Origin of the sequence: Brevundimonas sp. TWP2-1 (assembly GCF_049897645.1) — a bacterium.
In the GTDB taxonomy this organism is placed as follows: domain Bacteria; phylum Pseudomonadota; class Alphaproteobacteria; order Caulobacterales; family Caulobacteraceae; genus Brevundimonas.
Window position 1 is genome coordinate 150,095 of sequence record NZ_JAFCWR010000002.1, and the last position, 21,181, is coordinate 171,275.

19 protein-coding genes are annotated in these 21,181 nt (G+C 68.1%); 8 read left to right on the top strand and 11 right to left on the bottom strand.

Features of this window, described 5'->3' with window-relative positions; translation table 11 throughout:
- Window positions 1-31: 31 nt before the first annotated feature.
- The 4 genes from ACP7BH_RS10980 to ACP7BH_RS10995 all read left to right on the top strand — a co-directional run bounded on the left by ACP7BH_RS10980 (window position 32) and on the right by ACP7BH_RS10995 (window position 2,723).
- Window positions 32-697 carry a glutathione S-transferase family protein gene (locus tag ACP7BH_RS10980; protein WP_425985118.1) on the top strand — a complete coding sequence of 222 codons (666 nt, stop codon included), beginning with the start codon at window positions 32-34 and terminating at the stop codon, window positions 695-697.
- Window positions 698-752: 55 nt separating this feature from the next.
- Window positions 753-953: a hypothetical protein gene (locus ACP7BH_RS10985; protein WP_346494834.1), complete on the top strand. Its 201-nt coding sequence runs from the start codon at window positions 753-755 to the stop codon at window positions 951-953.
- A 146-nt stretch (window positions 954-1,099) separates the two neighbouring features.
- Entirely contained in the window at window positions 1,100-1,573 is a 474-nt protein-coding gene (gene greA / locus ACP7BH_RS10990; RefSeq protein ID WP_346494833.1) for a transcription elongation factor GreA, read from the top strand.
- Window positions 1,574-1,757: 184 nt separating this feature from the next.
- Window positions 1,758-2,723, top strand: coding sequence for a mitochondrial fission ELM1 family protein (locus tag ACP7BH_RS10995; protein WP_425985120.1), 966 nt, complete (start codon window positions 1,758-1,760; stop codon window positions 2,721-2,723).
- Between the two features lie 306 nt (window positions 2,724-3,029).
- Here the strand turns inward: ACP7BH_RS10995 and ACP7BH_RS11000 are convergent, their stop codons facing one another.
- Window positions 3,030-3,326 carry a hypothetical protein gene (locus ACP7BH_RS11000; protein ID WP_425985122.1) on the bottom strand — a complete coding sequence of 99 codons (297 nt, stop codon included), beginning with the start codon at window positions 3,324-3,326 and terminating at the stop codon, window positions 3,030-3,032.
- Between the two features lie 69 nt (window positions 3,327-3,395).
- Here ACP7BH_RS11000 and trxB point away from each other — a divergent pair, with 69 nt between their 5' ends.
- Window positions 3,396-4,403, top strand: coding sequence for a thioredoxin-disulfide reductase (gene trxB, locus ACP7BH_RS11005; RefSeq protein ID WP_425985123.1), 1,008 nt, complete (start codon window positions 3,396-3,398; stop codon window positions 4,401-4,403).
- A gap of 16 nt (window positions 4,404-4,419) precedes the next feature.
- On the opposite strand, the gene ACP7BH_RS11010 is transcribed toward trxB, so the two are convergent.
- From ACP7BH_RS11010 to ACP7BH_RS11025, 4 genes are all read right to left on the bottom strand, one after another.
- Complete coding sequence (locus ACP7BH_RS11010) at window positions 4,420-5,379, bottom strand: aldo/keto reductase (protein ID WP_425985125.1); 960 nt, start codon at window positions 5,377-5,379, stop codon at window positions 4,420-4,422.
- A gap of 71 nt (window positions 5,380-5,450) precedes the next feature.
- Window positions 5,451-5,894, bottom strand: coding sequence for a response regulator (locus ACP7BH_RS11015; RefSeq protein WP_425987063.1), 444 nt, complete (start codon window positions 5,892-5,894; stop codon window positions 5,451-5,453).
- 27 nt (window positions 5,895-5,921) lie between these two features.
- The gene (locus tag ACP7BH_RS11020) at window positions 5,922-7,859 is read right to left on the bottom strand and encodes a PAS domain-containing protein (protein ID WP_425985128.1); all 1,938 of its coding nucleotides are present in this window, start codon (window positions 7,857-7,859) and stop codon (window positions 5,922-5,924) included.
- 80 nt (window positions 7,860-7,939) lie between these two features.
- A complete protein-coding gene (locus ACP7BH_RS11025) occupies window positions 7,940-9,121 on the bottom strand; it encodes a cell wall hydrolase (protein WP_425985130.1) in 1,182 nt (393 codons plus the stop codon).
- Between the two features lie 234 nt (window positions 9,122-9,355).
- Here ACP7BH_RS11025 and ACP7BH_RS11030 point away from each other — a divergent pair, with 234 nt between their 5' ends.
- Window positions 9,356-12,595, top strand: a complete 3,240-nt coding sequence (locus ACP7BH_RS11030; RefSeq protein ID WP_425985132.1) for a PAS domain S-box protein — start codon at window positions 9,356-9,358, stop codon at window positions 12,593-12,595.
- Between the two features lie 63 nt (window positions 12,596-12,658).
- Here ACP7BH_RS11030 and ACP7BH_RS11035 read toward each other — a convergent pair whose 3' ends face one another.
- The gene (locus ACP7BH_RS11035; RefSeq protein ID WP_135194882.1) at window positions 12,659-13,015 is read right to left on the bottom strand and encodes a DUF6481 family protein; all 357 of its coding nucleotides are present in this window, start codon (window positions 13,013-13,015) and stop codon (window positions 12,659-12,661) included.
- A 249-nt stretch (window positions 13,016-13,264) separates the two neighbouring features.
- Complete coding sequence (locus tag ACP7BH_RS11040; RefSeq protein WP_425985134.1) at window positions 13,265-13,450, bottom strand: hypothetical protein; 186 nt, start codon at window positions 13,448-13,450, stop codon at window positions 13,265-13,267.
- Between the two features lie 512 nt (window positions 13,451-13,962).
- Between ACP7BH_RS11040 and ACP7BH_RS11045 the strand changes: the two genes are divergently transcribed.
- Window positions 13,963-15,051: a cell wall hydrolase gene (locus ACP7BH_RS11045; RefSeq protein WP_425985135.1), complete on the top strand. Its 1,089-nt coding sequence runs from the start codon at window positions 13,963-13,965 to the stop codon at window positions 15,049-15,051.
- A 27-nt stretch (window positions 15,052-15,078) separates the two neighbouring features.
- Here the strand turns inward: ACP7BH_RS11045 and nadC are convergent, their stop codons facing one another.
- From nadC to nadA, 4 genes are read right to left on the bottom strand one after another with little or no spacing between them, the layout of a single operon-like run.
- Window positions 15,079-15,936: a carboxylating nicotinate-nucleotide diphosphorylase gene (nadC, locus tag ACP7BH_RS11050; protein ID WP_425985138.1), complete on the bottom strand. Its 858-nt coding sequence runs from the start codon at window positions 15,934-15,936 to the stop codon at window positions 15,079-15,081.
- A complete protein-coding gene (locus ACP7BH_RS11055; RefSeq protein WP_425985140.1) occupies window positions 15,933-17,447 on the bottom strand; it encodes an L-aspartate oxidase in 1,515 nt (504 codons plus the stop codon). The genes nadC and ACP7BH_RS11055 overlap by 4 nt, the downstream gene beginning before the upstream one ends.
- Entirely contained in the window at window positions 17,444-18,304 is an 861-nt protein-coding gene (locus ACP7BH_RS11060; protein ID WP_425985142.1) for a metalloprotease, read from the bottom strand. Before ACP7BH_RS11060 ends, ACP7BH_RS11055 begins: the two co-directional genes overlap by 4 nt.
- Window positions 18,305-18,360: 56 nt before the next feature.
- On the bottom strand, window positions 18,361-19,440 hold the full coding sequence (gene nadA / locus ACP7BH_RS11065; RefSeq protein ID WP_135194877.1) for a quinolinate synthase NadA: 1,080 nt from the start codon (window positions 19,438-19,440) through the stop codon (window positions 18,361-18,363).
- A 204-nt stretch (window positions 19,441-19,644) separates the two neighbouring features.
- Here nadA and ilvA point away from each other — a divergent pair, with 204 nt between their 5' ends.
- Entirely contained in the window at window positions 19,645-21,159 is a 1,515-nt protein-coding gene (gene ilvA / locus ACP7BH_RS11070; protein WP_425985144.1) for a threonine ammonia-lyase, biosynthetic, read from the top strand.
- The last annotated feature ends 22 nt before the right edge of the window (window positions 21,160-21,181 follow it).

The following is a 21,181-nucleotide window of genomic DNA, read 5'->3' on the forward strand; positions in this document are numbered from 1 at the left end:
ATAGTCACGCCTCGCCGCCTGGAGCCGACCCATGATCAAAGTCCATCACCTAAACGACAGCCGTTCGCAGCGCGTCCTGTGGCTGCTGGAAGAGCTGGGCCTGGACTATGAGGTCGTTCGCTATGAGCGGAACGCCGGCAACCGTCTGGCCCCGCCCGAACTGCTGGCCATCCACCCCCTGGGCAAGTCGCCGGTGATCGAGGACGGCGGCGTCAAGGTCGCCGAGACCGGGGCCATCGTCGAATATCTGCTCGACACCTACGGCCAGGGACGGCTGCGGCCGGCGGTGGGGACCGAGGACGGTCGTCGCTTCACCTATTGGCTACACTATGCCGAAGGCTCGGCCATGCCGCCCCTGCTGCTGAAACTGGTGTTCGGCATGCTGCCACGCCGCGCGCCGGCTCTGCTGAAGCCGCTGGTCAAGAGCATCGCGAACAAGGCCCTGACCAGTTTCGTCGATCCCCAGCTCAAGACCCACGTCGGCTTCTGGGAGGACGAACTGGGCCGGTGCGAATGGTTCGCGGGCGATCAGTTCACTGCCGCCGACATCATGATGAGCTTCCCCGTCGAGGCCGGCGCCGACCGCGCATTCGACGCCGCGACGAAACCCCGCCTGAAAGCCTTCCTGGCCCGCATCCACGCCCGCCCCGCCTATCAGCGCGCCTTGGAACGCGGCGGCCCCTACAGTTACGCGTGATCGGATCGTGATCGGGGGCGACGCAACCCGGCGTCGCCCAGCACGTTGATAGGCCATGCGCCTTCAAACCATTCAGATCGTGGCCGGACTTGCAGCGGCCGTCGCCTTCATCCTGGCCTTCATGGCTGCAGGAGCCGCCCTTGTCTCGGGCCTGTTCATGCTGGCTGGTCTCGCGGCCGTCGCCTGGTTGGCCTACAGCCTGATCAAGGGCGTCCTGCGCCGCGATCCCAAGTCCGAACCGCCCGCGCGAGCCTGATGTTTTCATCGGCTCGGTTTCCCGCTCTTGAAATCTTGAGCGGGAAACCCTAATATTGATGCCCGGCCGCGCCCGCCCCGCGGCCTTTTGTATGCTTACTTTGCGTCTTTCCAGTCTCCGGGCGAACCAGAAAAATCACGACACCAATGGAAAAAGTGCCGATGACGGGCGAGGGCTACCGTGTCCTCGACGATCAACTGAAGCAATTGAAGTCGGTCGAAAGGCCGAGCGTCATCGCGGCCATCTCCGAGGCCCGCGAACATGGCGACCTGTCTGAAAACGCCGAATACCATGCCGCCAAGGAGCGGCAGGGTTGGATCGAAGGCCAGATCGCGGACATCGAGGACAAGATCAGCCGCGCCCAGGTTATCGACGTGTCGAAACTGTCAGGCAGCCAGGTCAAGTTCGGCGCCACGGTCACCGTGGTCGACGAGGACACCGAGGACGAGGCCCGCTATCAGATCGTCGGCGAACACGAAGCCGACGTGAAGAAGGGCAAGGTCTCCATCGCCTCGCCCATCGCCCGCGCCATGATCTCCAAGGAGGTCGGCGACGTCGTCGAGGTCAACACCCCCGGCGGCGTCAAGGCCTACGAAATCCTCAAGGTCGAGTGGAAGTAAGCCAAACTTCGCACGACCTTCTCCCTCCCCGCTCCGGGGAGGGTCGTCGCGCAGCGACGGGGTGGGGGCGGCCCGGCAGGGACGCACTGTCTGAAACACGTAAGGTCCGTGGGGTTTCGCTATGCCCTCCCCACCCGACCTCGCTACGCTCGGCCACCCTCCCCCGCAGGGGGAGGGAGAGCAGATGACGCGCCCCCTCTCCATCTGGGTCGTTTCCGACGGCCGCGCCGGCATCGAGAATCAGGCGCTGGGCCTCGCCGAGGCCGTTCAGCGCCTGACCCCAGCCGAGATCGCGATCAAACACATCCGCTGGCGGCCGCTGTTCGACCGCCTGCCTTCGGCGTTGAAGACCCCGGCCATGCTGGCGTCCGCGCCGCTGACAGAGCCGTGGCCTGATCTGTGGATCGCCACAGGCCGAGCCACTCTTCCCCTCTCGACCCGCGTCAAGGCCTGGAGCGGCGGCAAGACCTTCGTCGTCCAGACCCAGGATCCCCGCTGGGCCAATGATCGCTACGACCTGATCGTGGCCCCCGCCCATGACGAACTGTCGCGCGACAATGTCTTCGAGATCACCGGCTCGCCCCACCGCATCACGCCCCAGCGGATCGCCGAGGCTGCGCCCGCCTTCGCCGACCGGATCGCCCCCCTGCCCCACCCGCGCGTCGCCGTGCTGATCGGCGGCAAGTCCAGGGCCTTCGACCTGCCCGAGGCCCATGCGGCGGATTTGGGTGATCAGATCGCGGACGCTGTGCGGGCGTCGGGCGGCTCGCTGATGCTGACCTTCTCGCGCCGGACGCCCGACGCGGCCAAGACGGCCATGACCGCCCGCCTGTCGGACCTGCCCGGCTGGATCTGGGACGGAACGGGCGACAACCCCCTGTTCGGCTTCCTGCATTTCGCCGACCACATCCTCGTCACCGAGGACAGCGCCAACATGGCCGCCGAGGCCGCCTCGACCGGCAAGCCGGTCCACATCCTGCCGATGATGCCGCTGAAATCCGGCGACAAGTTCGCCCGCCTGCACGACGACCTGCAATCACGCGGCGCAACGCAGCCCTTTGACGGCACGCTGGACAGCTGGACATACGACCCTCTGGCTGAAACCGACCGCGCGGCGCGCGCGGTGCTGGAAGCGATGCGGGCGCGCTGACTTTTTCCTTCATCATCCTCCGGCGCGCAGCGGCCGGGGGACCCAGCGGCGCGCGTGAGCGCGAACCTGTCGCGGAGCAGATGTCCAACAGTTCGCAGCGGACGCATCGCCTTCGGCGCCGCTGGGTCCCCCGGTCTGCGCCGCAAGCGGCTTGCCGGAGGATGACGAAAGAAGACATCAGCGCCTTCACCAACGTCCGATCCTGACGCAGGTGTGACCTAGGGTCGATCCACGGCCAGGGAGGCGCTTTAAGAATTGCTCGCAAAAATCTGCACTAAAGTGCACTCAAAAAATATGCAGTGGCGTTTAGTCGCCCCCGCCGCCGCCATCCCCGCCACCGTCCGAGCCTCCGTCATGGCCGCCCTGATGATGTGTGTCCGACGACGGGACCACCGTGCCGCCGCCGTCCGACCCGTCGCCTTTCTTGGCGGGCTTGGCCTTGGCGTTTGCCGCGCCCATCAGCGCCACGCCCAAGCCCGATCCGATGGCCGTGCCCAAGGCGAGACCCAGGCCGATATTGTCCATCGCGGCGCCCAGCGCCACCCCGATCGACACCCCCACGCCGATCCCGATCGGCAAAAAGGCCGCGCCCTTGTTGGTCATCCCCATCTCCCTTTCTCGTCAGACGAGACTAGCATCGCGCAAACGGGAATCAGCCCCTAAATAGGGGCCATGACCCAAGCTCGTACCGTTCGCGTCGCCATCATCGGTTCCGGCCCCGCCGGCTGGACCGCCGCCATCTACGCCGCCCGCGCCTCGTTGAATCCCGTCGTCATCGCCGGCATCCAGCCCGGCGGCCAGCTGACCATCACCACCGACGTCGAGAACTATCCCGGCTTCGCCGACACCATCCAGGGCCCCTGGCTGATGGAGCAGATGCAGGCCCAGGCCCTGCACGTCGGCACGGAAGTCATCCACGACATCGTCGTCTCCGCCGACCTGTCGCAGCGCCCGTTCAAGCTCAAGCTGGACGGCGGCGACGAAATCCTGGCCGAGACCATCATCATCTCCACCGGCGCCCAGGCAAAGTGGCTGGGCCTGGAGAGCGAGGCCGCCTACCAGGGCTTCGGCGTCTCCGCCTGCGCCACCTGCGACGGCTTCTTCTATCGCGGCAAGGAAGTGGTCGTGGTCGGCGGCGGCAACACCGCCGTCGAAGAGGCGCTGTTCCTGACCAATTTCGCCTCCAAGGTCACCGTTGTTCACCGCCGTGACGAGTTCCGCGCCGAGAAGATCCTTCAGGACCGCCTGTTCGCCCACCCCAAGGTCGAGGTGATCTGGAACTCGGCCATTGAGGAGATCGTCGGCGTCGTCGACGGCATGGCCAAGAACGTCACCGGCGTGCGCCTGAAGAACGTCCAGGACGGCTCGACGCAGGAAATCCCCGCTGACGGCGTCTTCATCGCCATTGGCCACGCCCCGTCGTCGGAACTGTTCAAGGGTCAGCTGGAGACCAATTCAGGCGGCTATCTGCGGGTCAAGCCCGGCACCGCCTCGACCGAGATCGAGGGCGTCTGGGCCGCCGGCGACGTGACCGACGACGTCTATCGCCAGGCCGTCACCGCCGCCGGCATGGGCTGCATGGCCGCCCTGGAAGTCAGCCGCTTCCTGGCCGAAGAAGACCACGCCAAAGCCCACAACCCCATCAGCCATGCCGAGGCTGAGAAGATCGGGGTCTGGTGACCCCGATCCTTCGGTATCAGTAGGCGCTCGCCTCCGTCAGCTCCGCCACATCCTCGTCCGACAGCGTCAGGGTCGCCGCCTTCAGCGTGTCGGCCAATTGCTCGGTCGAGGTGGCGCTGACGATGGGCGCGGTCACGCCCGGCTGGGCCAGCAGCCAGGCCAGGGCGACCTGGGCGGAGGTCGCCTCGTTCTTCTGGGCTACGGCGTCCAGCACGGCCAGGATGCGCACGCCGCGCTCGTCGAACTTGTCCTTCAGCATCCCCTCGCGCTTGGTCCCGGCGATCTGATCGACGGTCTTGTACTTGCCGGTCAGGAAGCCGCTTTCCAGGCTGAAATAGGTGATGACGCCCAGCCCCTTCTCGATCGCCAGGTCCTGCAACCCGCCCTCGAACGTGTTGCGGCTGTAGAGGTTGTAGTGCGGCTGGATGGTCGCATAGGCGGCCAAGCCTTCGCGTTCCGAGATCGCCAGAGCCTCGCTGACCTGTTCGGCCGAATGGTTCGACGTGCCGATGGCCCGGACCTTGCCGGCCTTCACCAGCTTGTCGAGCGTGCGCAGCGTCTCTTCCTGCGGCGTCTTCGGGTCGGGCCAGTGGGTCTGGTACAGGTCGATATAGTCCGTCTGGAGCCGGCGCAGCGACGCCTCGACCGCCGTCTCGATCCAGGCCGGCGACAGGTCGTTGTGACCCTGGCCCATGTCCGAGCCGACCTTGGTCAGGATCTTGACGTCGTCGCGCCGCCCGCGCGCCTTCAGCCATTTGCCGATGATGACTTCGCTCTCGCCGCCCGAATGGCCCGGAACCCAGCGCGAATAGGCGTCGGCGGTGTCGATGGCGTCTAACCCGGCCTCGACGAACCCATCCAACAGGGCGAACGACGTCGGCTCGTCGGCCGTCCAGCCGAAGACGTTGCCGCCGAACACCAGGGGAGCGATGTCCAGGCCGCTGGAGCCGAGCTTGCGTTTGGTCAGGGTCGTCATGGGGGAGGTCTCCTGTGGGGGAGCCCTCGACATATGCCGCATCGCGGCGACCGCAACCGCCTTGGAAGCGGTCAGGCGAAGAGTTGAAGGCCGGGCGGCGCGTATTCGACCGGCCCGCCCTGACGGCGACGCAGGGCATAGTCCACGGCCCTCTGGACCGCATGTTCGTCTGTGGGCTTTGACAGGACGCCGATGGTGCCGGCGACGCCGTCACGCACCATGCCGGGGTTGGCCGTCATGAAGAGGACCGACACGCCCATGTCCTGGCCCAACTCGCGACCCAGGTTGATGCCCGTGGGGCCGTCGGACAGGTGGATATCGACCAGAGCAAGGTCCACGTCGTTCTCGCGCACCAGGTCGAGCGCGGCCTTTGCGGTCGCGGCGACACCCAGGACTTCATGTCCCAGATCTTCCAGAACGAAGCGCAGCTCCATGGCGACCAGAGCTTCGTCTTCGATGATGAGGATACGCGCGGTCATAGGTGATGCTTGTGCTCGGGAACGTACACAACGCAGGTTGGCCCGATAGGTTTCAACATAAGGCTAATTTCTGACACCGCTCGCCGCCCTGCGGCGCGAGAGCGCCGTCGCCGGCAGATCGACGACGACCTTCAAACCCTCCGGTCGCCATTCGCGTTCCAGCCGACCGCCCAACTGGCCCTGGACCGACAACGTCGCCAGCGAGGAGCCGAAACCGGTGCGCGAAGGCTCGCCCTGGATGGTCGGGCCGCCGCTTTCGCCCCAGGTCAGGACGAACCGGTCTTCGTCACGAACAGTGACAAGCGAGACCACGCCCCCCTTCTCCGACAGAGCGCCGTATTTAGCGGCATTGGTCGCCAGTTCGTGGAACAGCAGGGCGACGGAGGTCGCGGCCTGATCGTCGAACACGGCGTCGTCTCCCGTGATCCTGACGCGCGGCGCGCCCGTCTCGTCGGCATAGGCCTTGAACAGGTCCGACAGGAAGGAATGCAGGGTCGTCGCGCCGACCGTCGGCTTGGACGTCTCGGTGTGCGGACGCACGAACTCGTGCGCCCGGGCCAAGGCGGCGATGCGGGTGCGCAAAGAGGCGGAGAAGGCCTTGGCCTCGGGATACTGACGCGCCGACAGGGCGACCAACGCCGTGATCACCGCGAAGATGTTCTTGATCCGGTGGCTCAGCTCCTGGCTGATCAGTTCGCGGCCCTGTTCAAGCCTCTTCAGCTCATCGATATCGGTGCAGGTGCCAAACCAGCGCGTGATCTCTCCGTCCTCGTCGCGGATCGCCACCGCCCGTCCCAGGGTCCAGCGATAGACGCCGCTGTGGTGCTTCAACCGGTATTCGATCTCGTAAGGTTCGCCTGTCTCCAGCGAGTGCCGCCAGGCCGCCCAGGCCCGCTCCTGATCGTCCGTATGGAACATGTCGTTCCAGCCCTCGCCGTCCGTGGAGCCTGCGGGCACGCCCGTGAACTCGTACCAGCGGGCGTTGTAGTAGTCGTGGAATCCGTCCGGCTGGGTCGACCAGACCATCTGCGGCATGGCGTCGGCCAGGACGCGGAACCGGGTCTCGCTCTCGCTCAGCGCCCGGGCCGTCTCGGCGAGATCCGTCTCGATCTGTTTGCGCTCGGTGATGTCCACGGCGATGCCGGGCAGACGGATGGCCTCGCCCGAACGGTCGAAATAGGCATGTCCCCTAGCCAGCACCCAGCGCACGTCGCCCTTGGCCACCAGCCGGTATTCGCTGAGAAAGACGCCGTCCCCGGACTTGGCGCGCTCGATCTCCTCGCCGACACGCACCGCATCGTCTGGGTGAACGCTGGCGGTGAAGACCTCGATGGGCACACCGTCGCGCGCCGCGGCGGCGTCCACGCCATACATCCGGGCGAAGCGTTCGTCGGCGACGACGCGGTTCTGGGCGATGTCCCAGTCCCAGGCGCCGACATAGGCCGAGGCCTCCATCGCCAGACGCGCGGTGTCGCGGCTGCGATCCCGGTCCAGCAGGGCGCGACGCAGCTCCAGCTGGGTCATGACCTGATCGGCCAGGGTTTTCAGGGCCATGGTCTGAAGCTCGGTCAGGCCTTCGGGGCGCGGCTTGTCGTCGAGCACGCACAGCGCACCCAGCGACACGCCGTCGGACGTCTTCAGCGGATGGCCAGCGTAGAAGCGGATGTGGGGCGGGCCGGTGACCAGGGCGTTGTCGGCGAAGCGCGGATCCTCCAGCGCATCCGTCACCACCATGGCGGCGTCGGCGAGCATGGCGTGGGCGCAGAAGGACAGGGGGCGCGGCGTCTCGCGCACGCCCAGCCCGACCTCGGCCTTGAACCACTGACGCTGGGCATCAACCAGACTGACGGCAGCCATGGGCGCGTCGCAGAGGCGCGCGGCGAGGTTTGCGATGTCGTCGAACGACGCCTCCGGCGTCGTGTCCAGCACCCCGTATTGTTTGAGCGCTCTCAGACGGTCAGCCTCGTCCCACCTAGGACATTCGACTTCGGGGTGGGTCAAGCAGGCGTCCTCGTCGGGCCGGAGATGTCCGGGCACGAGCATAAATGCCCAGACCGGTCAAAGCGTTGCAATGCGGGATTTCAGTTCGCGGGTCGACCGCCTTCTTCGACGTCCATGGTCGCGACGCCCTCCGGCGCGGGCGCGGCGGGCCTGGGCGCGGCTGCGGGCCGCTCCAGGGCGGTCAGGCGGGCGTTGATGGCGGCGACCTCGTCGCGGGTCGGCAGGCGGCGTCCGCCAAGGCTGACGACGCCGACGACCCGCTGCTGACCATCAACCTCGACGGTGCGCAGGGGCGCGTCCTTGGCCGGGGCGTCCGGGTCGGGACCGCCGGTCGCGGCGCCGGCTGCGATGGTCATGCGGGGCCGCGAGAAGCGCGCCTCGTCGATGACCGGCTCGCGGCCGTTGTAGACTTTGCGGAAGGCGGCGGTTTCGCCATAGACGCCCTTCCAGCGATAGAAGATGTGCGCGCCGATCTGCGTCACCTTGGCCACCGTCGGCGCCCACCAGGGATGCACATAGTCGGCGTGATAATGGGTGGCGGTGCCGACCTGCTGGGCGACCTCGCCGTTCAGCGCCTTTTCCGCGACCTTGCGCGCCCGATCCCAGGCCCAGCCGACTGGCGCCTGAGCCAGCGAACCGTCGCAGGTGAAGCTGAACTGGCAGCCCGTCGTCCGCTCGGCGCCCTCGAACACCACGCCGCAGACGGTGTTGGCGTAGTTGGGATCGCGCACCCGGTTCAGCACCACCTGGGCCACGCCGGCCTGGCCGCTGTCCGGCTCCAGCGCCGCCTCGAAGTAGACGGCCTGGGTCAGGCAGCGCAGAGCCCGACGACGATCGTCGGCGCTGCCCTTGAACACGAACGGCAGGGCGGGACGCAGCGCGCCGGACGCGGGCGCCAGGGCGGCGTTCAGACGCTGGGCCTCCAACCCGCTCTTGCCAGGCTCCAGACCCGGCTTGCCCGCCAGGGTCAGGCTTTCCCAGCCGGGCGTCAGTCCATACAGGGCCGGCTGCAGCAGGTTGGGATCGTGCCGCATGGCCAGGGCCAGTTGCGACGGGGTCAGACGGCCCTTGATCGCGTTCAGCCCGCCCTCGCCCAGATCGCCGCCGGTAATGCGCGACACGGCCTCGGCCGTGCGGTCCACGTCCGGGCGCACGCTCGACCCGGCGGCCATGGCGACGCCCAGCACCGCGCCGGCCGCGGGCAAGGCCGCCGCCGAACGCCGCAGCGCCGTCCACATCGTCTTCCAGGGCAACAAGGTCATTCACCGTCCACAGCCGCGATCGGCGTAATCGCCTCTCGCTGAAACCGCATCTATTCGGACTTATAGGCCATTTTCCGGCGATCCGGCGACCGTCGTTACGGCGACCCCGCTGCGCAACGGGGGTGGTCGCCCGAAACGCAAGGTGTAAAGCTACGTTCCAGCTTCGCAAACGCGACGCTGATGGGGCAAACCGACGGTATGAGCGCAGGCGTATCGAAACGGCGTATCGCGGGCATGGATCGCTGGCTTGTCGACTTGGCGCGCCTGCCGACGATGTCGCCGCTGCGTCGCGTGCTGATCGGGGTCGGCATCGCCCTGCTGGGTTTGGTCGTCCGAGCGGCCGCCTCTCCGCTGTATGGCGAGGTGACAGGCTTCACCATCCTGCTGCCGGCCGTCACCCTGGCGGCGCTTGCGGGCGGTTGGACCGGCGCACTCGCCGCCCTGGCTGTCTGCACAGGGGGCGGTTGGGCGATCGTCGCCATGACGGCCACCGGCCGAGACGGCATCCTGAACGCCATCGGCGGCGCGGCGACCTGGAATTTCGTGCTCGTCGGTCTGTTCATCTCCGCCGTAGGCGCCTCGTTGCGCAGCGCCATTTCGCGACTGAGCGAAAGCGAGACGCGGTTCCGACTGCTGGCCGACACGGCCCCCTCGCCGATCTGGCTACTGGACGCGAACGGCGAGTTCGAATTCGTCAATGCGGCGGTCTTCGCCCTGCACGGCCTGAGCGTGGAAAAACTGCGCGAAGGCGGCTGGAAGTCGTCGGTGCATCCCGACGATCTTGAGACCGTCAAGGCTGCGGAAAATGCGGGGGCTGCGGATCGACAGCCCTTCGAGATGGAGGCGCGGATCAAAGGACCGGACGGCGTCTGGCGCTGGATGCGGGCCATTGTCCGCCCGCGCTTCGACGGCCAGGGCGTCTTCCTGGGTTATGCCGGGATTTCGTTCGACGTGACGGAGACGCGCGAGGCGCTGGATACGGCGGCGCGGGCCGAGCGTCGTCAGGCCTTCCTTCTGGACCTCAGCGACCGGCTGCGTGACCTGACCGATCCCGAAGAGATCATGGCCGATGTCGAAAGCGCCCTGGGCGCCCTGCTGGACGCCGACCGGGTCGGCTATGGCGAGGTGGATCAGGCGGCGGGCATCGTCTCCATGAGCCGCGACTGGACCGCCGGCGTCGCTAGCGCCCAGGGGCAGTTCAGCCTGAACGCCTTCGGCGAAGACTTGATTACGGACCTCACCGAAGGCCGCACGATCCAGATCGAGGATATTCGCCAGGACGCGCGCACAGCCGCCTTCGCCGACGCCTTTGACGCCATCGAGACCCGCGCGCTGATCCGCGCGCCACTGATTCGCACGGGACGGCTGCGCGCCTTCCTCTATGTCCATTCCGCGACCCCGCGTCGCTGGACCGAGGCGCAGGTCGCCCTGGTCGAGGAGGTCGCCGCCCGGACCTGGGCCGAGGTCGAGCGCGCCCGCGCCGAGAACGAGACCCGCGAGAGCGAGCAACGCTTTCGCGCCATCGCAGACACGGCCCCGGTCCTGATCTGGGTCACGCAGCAGGACCGCACCCGCGCCTTCGTCAACCAGGCCTATGTCGACTTCTATGGCGCGGACTATGAGACGGTCCGCACCCTGGACTGGCGCGAGGCGCTGCACCCTGACGACCAGGCCCGTATTCTGGCGGAGTCCGTGGCGGGCGAAGCGACCCGCGAGCCGTTCTCGATGGAGGCCCGCTATCGGCGTCACGACGGCGAGTGGCGCTGGCTGAAGTCTTTCTCGCGCCCCCGGCTGAACGGGTCCGAAGTGGTGGGCTTCGTCGGCGTGGCCTTCGACGTGACCGACATGCGTGCGGCCCAGGCCAGGCTGGAAGAATCGGAAAATCGCTTCCGCATCGTCGCCGACAGCGCGCCGGCCCTGATCTGGATGAGCGACGACGCCGCCCAGATGGTGTTCGCCAACAGGCGCTATCGCACCTTCTTCGGGGTCGAGGCCGACGGCCATTTGCCCGACAGCTGGCGCACCCTGATCCACCCGGACGACGAGGGCGTCTTCGTCGCCGCCTTCATGCGGGCCTTCGAGGCCAGAGATCGGTTCGAGGCCCTGACGCGGGTCAACCACCCGCTGCTCGGCTTGCGCTGGCTGCGCAACGAGGGCGTGCCGCGCTTCGACGCCTCTGGCCAGTTCCAGGGCTATGTCGGCGCCTGCCTGGACGTGACCGACGCCAAGCGCGCCGAGGACGATCTGAAACGGATCAACGAACTGCTGGCCGAACGCGTGGACGAAGCCCTGATCGACAAGGCCCAGGCCGAGGCCCAGCTGGTTCACGCCCAGCGGATGGAGGCGGTCGGGCGGCTGACCGGCGGGGTGGCGCACGATTTCAACAACCTGCTGACCGTGGTCATCGGCGCCCTGGACATCATCCTGCGCAGCGACGATCCGGCCAAGCGCAAGAAGCTGGGCGAGGCGGCCCTGGCGGCGGCGCGGCGTGGCGAGAGCCTGACGCACCAGCTGCTGGCCTTCTCGCGGCGCCAGGCCTTGAGGCCCGAGCCGATCGACCTAAACGCCCTGATCCGCGAGAGCGAGCCCCTGTTGCGGCGCGCCGTCGGAGAGGCGGTCGATTTCAAGGTGAAGCTGAAACGCGGCGGCGCATGCGCCAATGTGGACCCGGCCCAGTTCGAGGCCGCGCTGCTGAACCTGATCGTCAACGCCCGCGACGCCCTGGGCGACGTGACGGGGGCCGAGAGCCGTCATGCGCGGATCACGGTTCAGACGCGGGCCTACACCGTCGAGGCCGGGCATGTCGCAGAGCTGCCGCCCGGCGACTATGTCTGCATCGCCGTGTCCGACAATGGCGAAGGCATGTCGCCCGAGATCCGTGATCGGGTGTTCGAACCCTTCTTCACCACCAAGGGCGTCGGCAAAGGCACGGGCCTGGGCCTGAGCCAGGTCTATGGATTCGCGCGCCAGTCGGGCGGCGGCGTCCATATTGAATCCGAGCCGGGACAGGGAGCCGAAATCTGCCTCTATCTGCCGCCCCTGTCCGCCGAGGATGCGGTCGCCGCGCCGGTCGCGGCGTCGGGAGACGACGCGCCCCTGGCCGAGGGCGGGCGGATGTTGCTGGTCGAGGACGATCCCGGCGTCGCCGCCGTGGCGCTGGAAATCCTAGAAGGTTTCGGGCTTGAGGTCGACTGGGCCGAGAATGGCGACGACGCGCTGAAGTTCCTGCACGCCGACCGCTTCGACGTGATGCTGACCGATGTGGTCATGCCCGGCGGCATGAGCGGGGTGGAGCTGGCGCGCACAGCCGCGGTCCAATGGCCCGAACTGCGGATCGCCTTGACCTCGGGCTATGTCGGCGAGGATGTGGATGCGGTGCTGGCCGACACGACCTGGCCGCTGCTGCGCAAACCCTATTCGTCGGACCAGTTGCGCGCCCTGATGGAGCGACTGAGCGCCGCGCCGGCAAGCTGACAGGCAAAGAAAAACGCGCCGCAGAGCTGCGACGCGTCGATCTTTTCAGCAGTCGGCTTGCGCCTAGCGGCGCGCCTTGCGCGCGGCGTAACGGGCGTCGCGCTTTTCCTTCTGCTCTTCCTTGGTCAACTGCTTGCGCGCCTTGCGGTCGGCGCGCTTCTCGGCCTCGATCGCTTCCTGAGCGGCGAGATCGGCAGCCATGCGTGCGGCGTCCTTATCGGCCTTCTCGCGGCGCTGTTCGGCCTTGGCCATCTCGTGTTGTTGACGCAGGGCTTCCTTTTCGGCGGCGCGCTTCTCGGCCAGCCGATCGAATTCGGGGTCGGGCGCAGCGGCCTTCGGCTTGAATTTGGCGAGCAGGGCCTTCTTGGCTTCCTGCTGGGCGGTAATGCGGTCGGAGAATCCGGTCTTCAGATCTTTCATGCGAAAGCGTCAGGGTTCCTTGTGAACGGCCAGGGGCGGCCGTCGGGGGTCAGGCGGCGAAAAAACGCGCATCCCGAAGCGGGGGGCACAAAGCCGATAAGCGAGCGAAAATCAAGGTTCGCCGCCAGGAAATCGGTCCTGCGAGTCATTTGGCGTGCGATGGCGTCGCCATCGCACGCCGTTACTAAGGTAGGTCGCGCCCGCCCGATGACAAGGGTTGCCGTCCGAACGGGCGCGGTCGGCGCCCGGTCAGTTCGGCTTTTGCGCCTGCCCCACGGCCGCTCCAGCGGCCCCGCCGACGGCGGCGCCCACAGGGCCGCCCACGACAGCGCCGGCGATGGCGCCGCTGGCGGCCTTCTGTTCGATGGTTGCGCCACAGGCGGCCAGGGTCAGGGCGGCGGCGACGGCGGCGGTCAGGACGAGTGTTCGGGACATGGCGCTTCTCTCCAAAAGGCCAAGCTTGAATGCGAACGCGACGCCGCGGTTCCGGCCTTTCGCTTTAGTAGCGATTACGCGCGGCGTCACATTCTTGAACAGACAAAGACGCCGCCGTTAATCTGCTGCACCGCAACACGTCGTTCGACGGGCAGTTTCTGTGTAACCGAATACAGTATTCGGTAGTTCGACTATGCAAGATGCGCCGGATTTCCGCCACAAGCCGTCACCCATCTGAAAAATATCTAGTCGTTTCGCCACCTTAACCATCGGATTGCGAATCGAACACATTGAGGCCATAAAAGGCTGGCTAAAGGCCCGTCCTCGACGCCCGGGCCAGTGAGCCGAGCGCCGGAAATTGCAGGCTAGAATGCGACCGCAGAGTCGCCTCGCCGGCAAGACTACCCCCGGGGGCCGCGTTTCTCGCCCTGCTGAACAGGACTATCTCGTTGTCGCATTCCTCGCAGACGCGCGCCATTCTGCGCGCCGATCGTGTGGCCAAGATCAAGCCCATGACGGCAGCCGCAGCCTTTGGCGGTCTGGTGGGACTGGCGATCGGCTGCGCCTATCTGGGCGGCACGACGGCGCGCGCGACGACGCTGCGCGCCCAGGCCGAACGGATTCAGGGCGCCACCGCCGCCGGTTTCACCGAAGAAGCGCTCGCCGCCGCCGCCGGCGGTTTGGACGCCAGCGCCCTGACCATCGCGCGTCGCCACGATCCCTATACCAGCGCCGGCTCGGCCCAGCGCGACCGACAGGCCGAACTGCTGGCCGCCCGTCTCGAACAACTGCGTGCACCCGGCGACGCCAATCTGCGCCGCGCCAGCCTGACCGCCCCGACCGCCGCCCGCCCCTTCCAGATGGCCAACGCCCTGGACGCCAGCCGCGACCTCGATTGCCTGACCCAGGCCGTCTATTATGAAGCCCGCGGCGAAGGCGGCGACGGCATGAAGGCCGTGGCCCAGGTCGTCCTGAACCGCGTGCGCCACCCCGCCTTTCCCAAGACCGTCTGCGGCGTGGTGTTCCAGGGCGCGGCCCGCAGCACCGGCTGCCAGTTCTCCTTCACCTGCTCGGGCGTGATGCGCGGTCGCGTCAACCAGACCGCCTGGAACCGCGCGCGCGCTGTCGCGTCGGACGCCATGTCGGGATCGGTCTTCGCCCGCGTCGGCAACGCCACCCACTTCCACACCACCGCCGTCGCGCCGGGTTGGCGTTCGTCGCTGGTTCAGGTCAGCCAGGTCGGCAGCCATCTGTTCTACCGCTTCGGCGGACGTTCGGGCTCCAGCGGCGCCTTCACCTATGCCGCGCGGCCTTCGGCGCCTGCGGAACAGCCGCGCCTGATCCAGGCCGGCCTCAACCCGGTCGAGACCGCGCGTCAGGCCGGACAGGCCGTGGCCTATACGATGGTGCTGGCGCAGGAAGGCCGGTCCCTGCCGGCTCCGGCCGCCCAGCCGGCGACGACGCCGCGCCCGGCCGCCGCGACGACCCCGGCGCCGACCGCCGCCCGCGCCGCCAACGCCCAGCCGGTTTCCCGTCCCGCGCGTCCGGCCGAAGCCCCCGCCAAGACCGACATCGTCGAAACGGCCTCCAGCCCCGCCTGATCGGCCCTGGTCTGGAGGGTCTGGCGCCTAGAGCGCGTCCAGACCGATATCGAGAACCGGTGCCGAATGGGTCAGGGCGCCGACCGAGATCACCTCGACGCCCGTCTCGGCGATGCCGCGCACGGTCGTCAGATCGACCCCGCCCGACGCCTCCAGCACGATCCGCCCGGCCACGCGCGCCACGGCGGCCCGCAGGTCTGACAGGCTGAAGTTGTCCAGCATGATTACGTCCGGCGCCGCGCCCTCGTCGATCAGGGCCAGAACGGCGTCCAGCTGACCCAGCCCGTCCACCTCGACCTCGACCTTCATCAGGTGCGGGGCGAAGGTCCTGGCCCGTCGCACGGCCTCGGCGACCCCGCCACAGACAGCGACATGATTGTCCTTGATCAGGATGGCGTCATCCAGGCCGAAGCGATGGTTCATTCCACCGCCACAGGCCACGGCGTGCTTTTCCAGCGCGCGCAGACCCGGCGTGGTCTTCCTCGTGTCCGCGATCCGCGCCTTCGTTCCGGCGACCGCATCGACATAGGTTCGCGTCAGGGTCGCCACGCCGCTGAGCCGTCCGACGAGGTTTAGCGCCGTCCGCTCGGCCGACAGGAAGGCGCGGGCGTCGGCCTCGACCACCGCCAGCACCGCGCCGGCGTCGAAGGCGTCGCCGTCATAGAGGCGCACGTCCACGAACGCCTTCGGATCCATGGCCAGCACCGCCAGCCGCACGCAATCGATCCCGGCCAGCACGCCCGGCTTGCGCGCCGCGAACGCCGCCTTCATGCGCGCGCCCTCGGGAATGCAGGCCATGGCGGTCACGTCGCCCGCCCGGCCCAGATCCTCGGCCAGAGCCATGCGCACGACGGGTTCGATCAGGACATCGGCAAGCCGTCTCATTCCGCCGCCTCCAGCGCCGCCGGGCGCGTGATCCGCACCCGCGTATGGTCGGCGTGCGCCGCCGTCTGAGGATAGTCCGAGCGATAATGACCGCCCCGGCTCTCGCGCCGATCCAGCGCCGCCCGGGCGATCAGCCGCGCCGCCAGCAGGACGGCCGCCGGCCCGTGCTGGACCTCCAGCCTGTCGATCAGCGCGATCAGGGCCGACAGCCCCGCCGCATCGCGCACCACGCCCGCATGGGCCGTCATCGCAGTCCGCAGTTCGGCCATCGCCGCGTCAGGCAGATCAGGCGCAATCTCGACCGGCGCGGGACGGCCGCCGCCTGTTTCCAGGGCAGCCGCCACGCCCGCGCGCCGACCGAAGGCCGCCGCTTCGAGCAGGGAGTTGGAGGCCAACCGGTTGGCGCCGTGCACCCCCGTCGCCGCGCATTCTCCCACCGCATAGAGGCCCGCCACCGTGGTGCGCCCATCGGCGTCGGCGGCGATCCCGCCCATGTGATAGTGGCAGGCCGCCATCACCGGAATGGGGCTGATGCGCGGATCCAGTCCGCTGCGCATGCAGGCGGCGAAGACGGCGGGAAACTCGTGCGGGAAGGCCTCGCCGATGGCCGTGCGCGCATCCAGAAAGGCGCCCCTCCCCTCGGCCCGAGCCGCATGGACCGCCCGCGCCACCACGTCGCGCGGCTTCAGATCGGCGTCAGCTTCGTCGCCCAGCAGGAACCGGCCCTGTCCGTCGATCAGCCGCGCCCCCTCGCCGCGCAAGGCTTCTGTCGCCAAGGGCGCGGGGTCGAGCCCTACGTCGATGGCGGTGGGGTGGAACTGCACGAACTCGGGATCGAGGATTTCTGCACCGGCACGCGCAGCCAGCGCCATTCCCTCGCCCTTGAGCGCCGCCGGGGTCGTGGTCGCCGCGAACAGGCCGCCCGCCCCGCCGGTGGCCAGCACAACGGTCGTCGCCGTGATCTCGACCAGACGTCCGCCGCGCACGACCACCGCCCCGACCACACGGCCGTCGGCGTCCTGCAGCAGGCCCTTCAGCCGCGCGTCGTCCCACACCTCGATCAGCTTCTCGGCCCGCACCGCCGCGACCACGGCCGACAGGATGGCCCGCCCGGCCCCGTCGCCGCCGACCCGCGCCACGCGGGGAACGGAATGGGCCGCCTCCAGGCTGACGACGAAGCCGCCGTCTGCATCCCGGTCGAACGGCGCGCCCAGGGCCGCCAGCCATTCCACCGTCTCGCGCCCCGCCTCGGTCAAGGCCCGTGTCGCGCCCGGATCGACCAGGCCAGCGCCCGCCGCCTCGGTGTCCTTCGCATGACGTTCAGCCGAATCCTGCGCCGTCAGGGCCGCCGCCATACCGCCCTGCGCCCAGGCCGACGAACAGGCGTTCAACAGGGATTCCGGCGTGACGACCAGAACATTCACGCCCGCCTTCGCCGCCTCCAGCGCGGCCGATAGGCCAGCCAGGCCTGCGCCGACGATCAGCGGTCCGTCATGCCGCGTTCGGGTCATCCGCGCACTCCGAGATAGTTCAGGCCCAGTTGCATCGCGCCGGCCGGATCGCCGCCGGTCATCGGCATCAGGGCGCCGACGGCCGCCGCCGCACATACGGCAAGGGTCAGCAGATAGAGCCCCAGGCTCTTGCCCGCCTCGGGCCAGCTCAGCGTGCCCCAGGCCGCGCGCCAGACGCCGCGCTTCAGATGGCTGAACACCGACAGCGCCAGGAAGGCGGCCAAGATGAACCGCCCGGTCGTCAAACCCCACCAGACCACCGCCACGCCGATGACCAGCAGCACGATCTGCTCCAGCCGCGGATGCACGCGCGTCAGCACCGGCCCCAGGGCCTTGGACCCGTCCAGCGGCGGCGCAGGGACCAGGTTCACCAGGTTCAGCATGGCGATGAAGAAGGCCCCCATCAGCCATTCGCCCTGCCCCATCGCCATCCACACCCCGACGAAGGGGATCATGGCCAGCAGGCCGAACGCCGGCCCGGCCAGCGACACCAGCACGCCGTCCCATTCGCTCTTCGGCTCCCGTCGCGCCTTGGCCAGCCCGCCCAGGAAGGGAATGATGTAGATTCGCGCCGGCCCCATGCCGAGCTTGTTCATCGCCAGGGCGTGCCCCGCCTCGTGGACGAAGAGGCCGATCAGCACCGCGCCCGCCACGATGGCGCTGCCCGTGACCCACCACAGGAAGCCGCCCATCAGGGCCGTGGACAACAGCGCCCAGACCAGGCTCTGGTCCTTCTCGACTGGGGCTTCGACGGCAGGCGTCTGTGCGGCCTCGCGCGCGATCGCCTCGTCCGGCTTGATATCCCAGGGGCCGGGCGTGCGCGCGGGCGTTTGATTTGGGGTGTCGGTGTTGCTCATGGCGTCCAGATGGGCGCGGACGACCGTCCCGTCGCCGGGACCGATCGCCGCGTCGCTCAGATCAGCTCCACATCGACGTGATGCCGCGCCTTGACGAGGTCGTAGCGCGCGGGCACCAGCGGCGGCGGCAGGTCGATCATCCGCTGCACCGCCAGGCGTCCGCGCTCGATCATGTCGGCCGGAACCGTCACCTCGAACTGCATGTGCAGCAAGCAGTCGCGGATGTTTTCCAGCGTGATCCGCTTCATGTGCGGGCACAGGTTGCACGGACCGATGAACTGCACGCCCGGCACGTCGCCGGCCACGTTCGAGGCCATCGAACATTCGGTGATCAGGACCACCTGTTTGGGCCGGCGCGTCTCGACATAGTCGGTCATCGCCGCCGTCGAACCGGCGAAGTCCGCCGCCGCCAGCACGTCTTCGGGGCATTCGGGGTGGGCCAGGATTTCAGCGCCCGGATAGGCGGCGCGCATCTCGGCGATGTCGTCCACCGTGAACCGTTCATGCACCTCGCAGCGGCCCTTCCAGGCGATAATCCCGACCGTCGTCTGGGCCGCGACATTGCGCGCCAAATATTCGTCGGGGATCAGGATGACCCGGTCCACGCCCCATTCTTTCGCCGCCCATTCCACCACCTGGACGGCGTTGGCGCTGGTGCAGCAGATGTCGGTCTCGGCCTTCACATCGGCCGTGGTGTTCACATAGGTCACGACCGGCAGGCCCGGATAGCGTTGCTTGATCAGCCGCACATCCGCCCCCGTAATCGAAGACGCCAGCGAACAGCCCGCCCGCAGGTCGGGGATCAGCACGGTCTTTTCCGGGCTCAGAATCTTCGACGTCTCGGCCATGAAGTGCACGCCTGCCTGGACGATCACCTTGGCGTCCGACCGAGCGGCCTCCTTGGCCAGGCCCAGGCTGTCGCCGACATAGTCGCCGACCCCGTGGAAGATCTCGGGCGTCATATAGTTGTGGGCCAGGATCACGGCGTCGCGCTCGCGCTTCAGCCGGTTGATCTCGCTGATCAACCGCGCCTGGGCCGGCCATTCCAAAGGCGTGACGTGGTCCTTGACCTTCGCCCACACCCCGGCGGTCTCCCGCTCCAGTTCCTTCGTCAGACCAAAGGCGCCGTCCGCCATGACCGTCTCCCTAGACCCTTATGCTCAAAGTTAGCATAAGCGGGAACAATGTAGGCCGATGCGAACGCGGTGCAAGAGGAAATGCAAAGCCGCACTCCGCAAGCGCCGAGGGCCCGAATCTGCAAAAACCGTTCCCATGACGGCCGATTTCGCCTAGATGACAGCCCACTTCTTTGCCGTTTCAACCCTATTCACGACATTTCCATGCAGGACACCATCCGCCGCATCCTCACCGCCCGCGTTTATGACGTGGCGGAGGAAACGCCTCTCGACCCGCTGCGCCGCCTGTCGGTGCGGCTCGACCGGCCTGTTCTGCTGAAGCGCGAGGATTTGCAGCCGGTCTTTTCGTTCAAGATTCGCGGCGCCTACAACAAGATCGCCGCCCTGTCGGAGAAAGAACTTTCCAAGGGCGTCATCTGCGCCTCGGCCGGCAATCACGCCCAAGGGGTCGCCCTGGCCGCCGCCCGCCGCAACATCCCCGCCACCATCGTCATGCCGACCACCACCCCCGGCATCAAGGTCGCGGCCGTCCGCGCCCTGGGCGGCGAAGTGGTCCTGCACGGCGACAGTTTCGACGAGGCCTATGCCTATGCTCGCGATCTGGAGAGCCAGACGGGCGCCGCCTTCATCCATCCCTTCGACGACCCCGACGTCATCGCCGGCCAAGGCACGGTGGGCTTGGAGATCGCCCGCCAGCACGCCGACCCCATCGAGGCCGTCTTCGTGCCCATCGGCGGCGGCGGCCTCGCCGCCGGCGTCGCCGCCATCGTCAAATTCCTGCGCCCCGACACCCGCGTCATCGGGGTGGAGCCGGTCGACGCCCCCACCATGAAGGCGTCCATCGACGCCGGCGAGGTCGTGACCCTGAACGAGGTCGGCCTGTTCGCCGACGGCGTGGCCGTGCGCCGCGCCGGGGATCACACCTTCCGCCTTTGCAAGGATCTGCTGGACGAGATCGTCCTGGTGGACACCGACGCCATCTGCGCCGCCATCAAGGACATCTTCGACGACAGCCGCGCCATCGCCGAACCCTCGGGCGCCGTCGCCCTGGCGGGCCTCAAGGCCTGGGCCGCCGCCCATCCCGGCGCGGGGACGCTGATCGCCGTCAACTCGGGCGCCAACCTGAACTTCGACCGGCTGCGTCACGTCGCCGAACGGGCCGAGATCGGCGAGGGCGCCGAGGCCCTGCTGGCCGTGGCGATGAAGGACGACCGCGACGACTATCGCCGCTTCCTCGACAGCTTGGACGGCCGGTCGGTGACCGAGTTCAACTACCGTTGGTCCGGCGACGGCCATGCCCAGATCTTCGTCGGCGTCGCGCTGCGCAACGGCCCGCACGAGCGCGACGACCTGATCGCCACGCTCCGCAGCGGCGGCTACGCCGTCGAGGACATGAGCGACAATGAGACCGCCAAACTGCACGTCCGCTACATGGTCGGCGGTCGCACCGTCGGCCTGCCGCACGAACGCATCCTGCGCTTCCAGTTCCCCGAACGCCCCGGCGCCTTCCTGCGCTTCCTCAACAGCCTCCAGCCCGCCTGGGCCCTGACCCTGTTCCACTATCGCAACCACGGCGACGACGTGGGCCGGGTGCTGGCCGGCATCAGCGTGCCCCCGCAGGAGCAGGCCCAACTGACCGCCGCCCTCGCCGACCTGGGCTATCCTTACGTGGACGAGACCGCCAATCCGGCCTGTAGGCTGTTTCTGGACGGCGCCTGACGAGCAAAGGGCGGCGACCGTT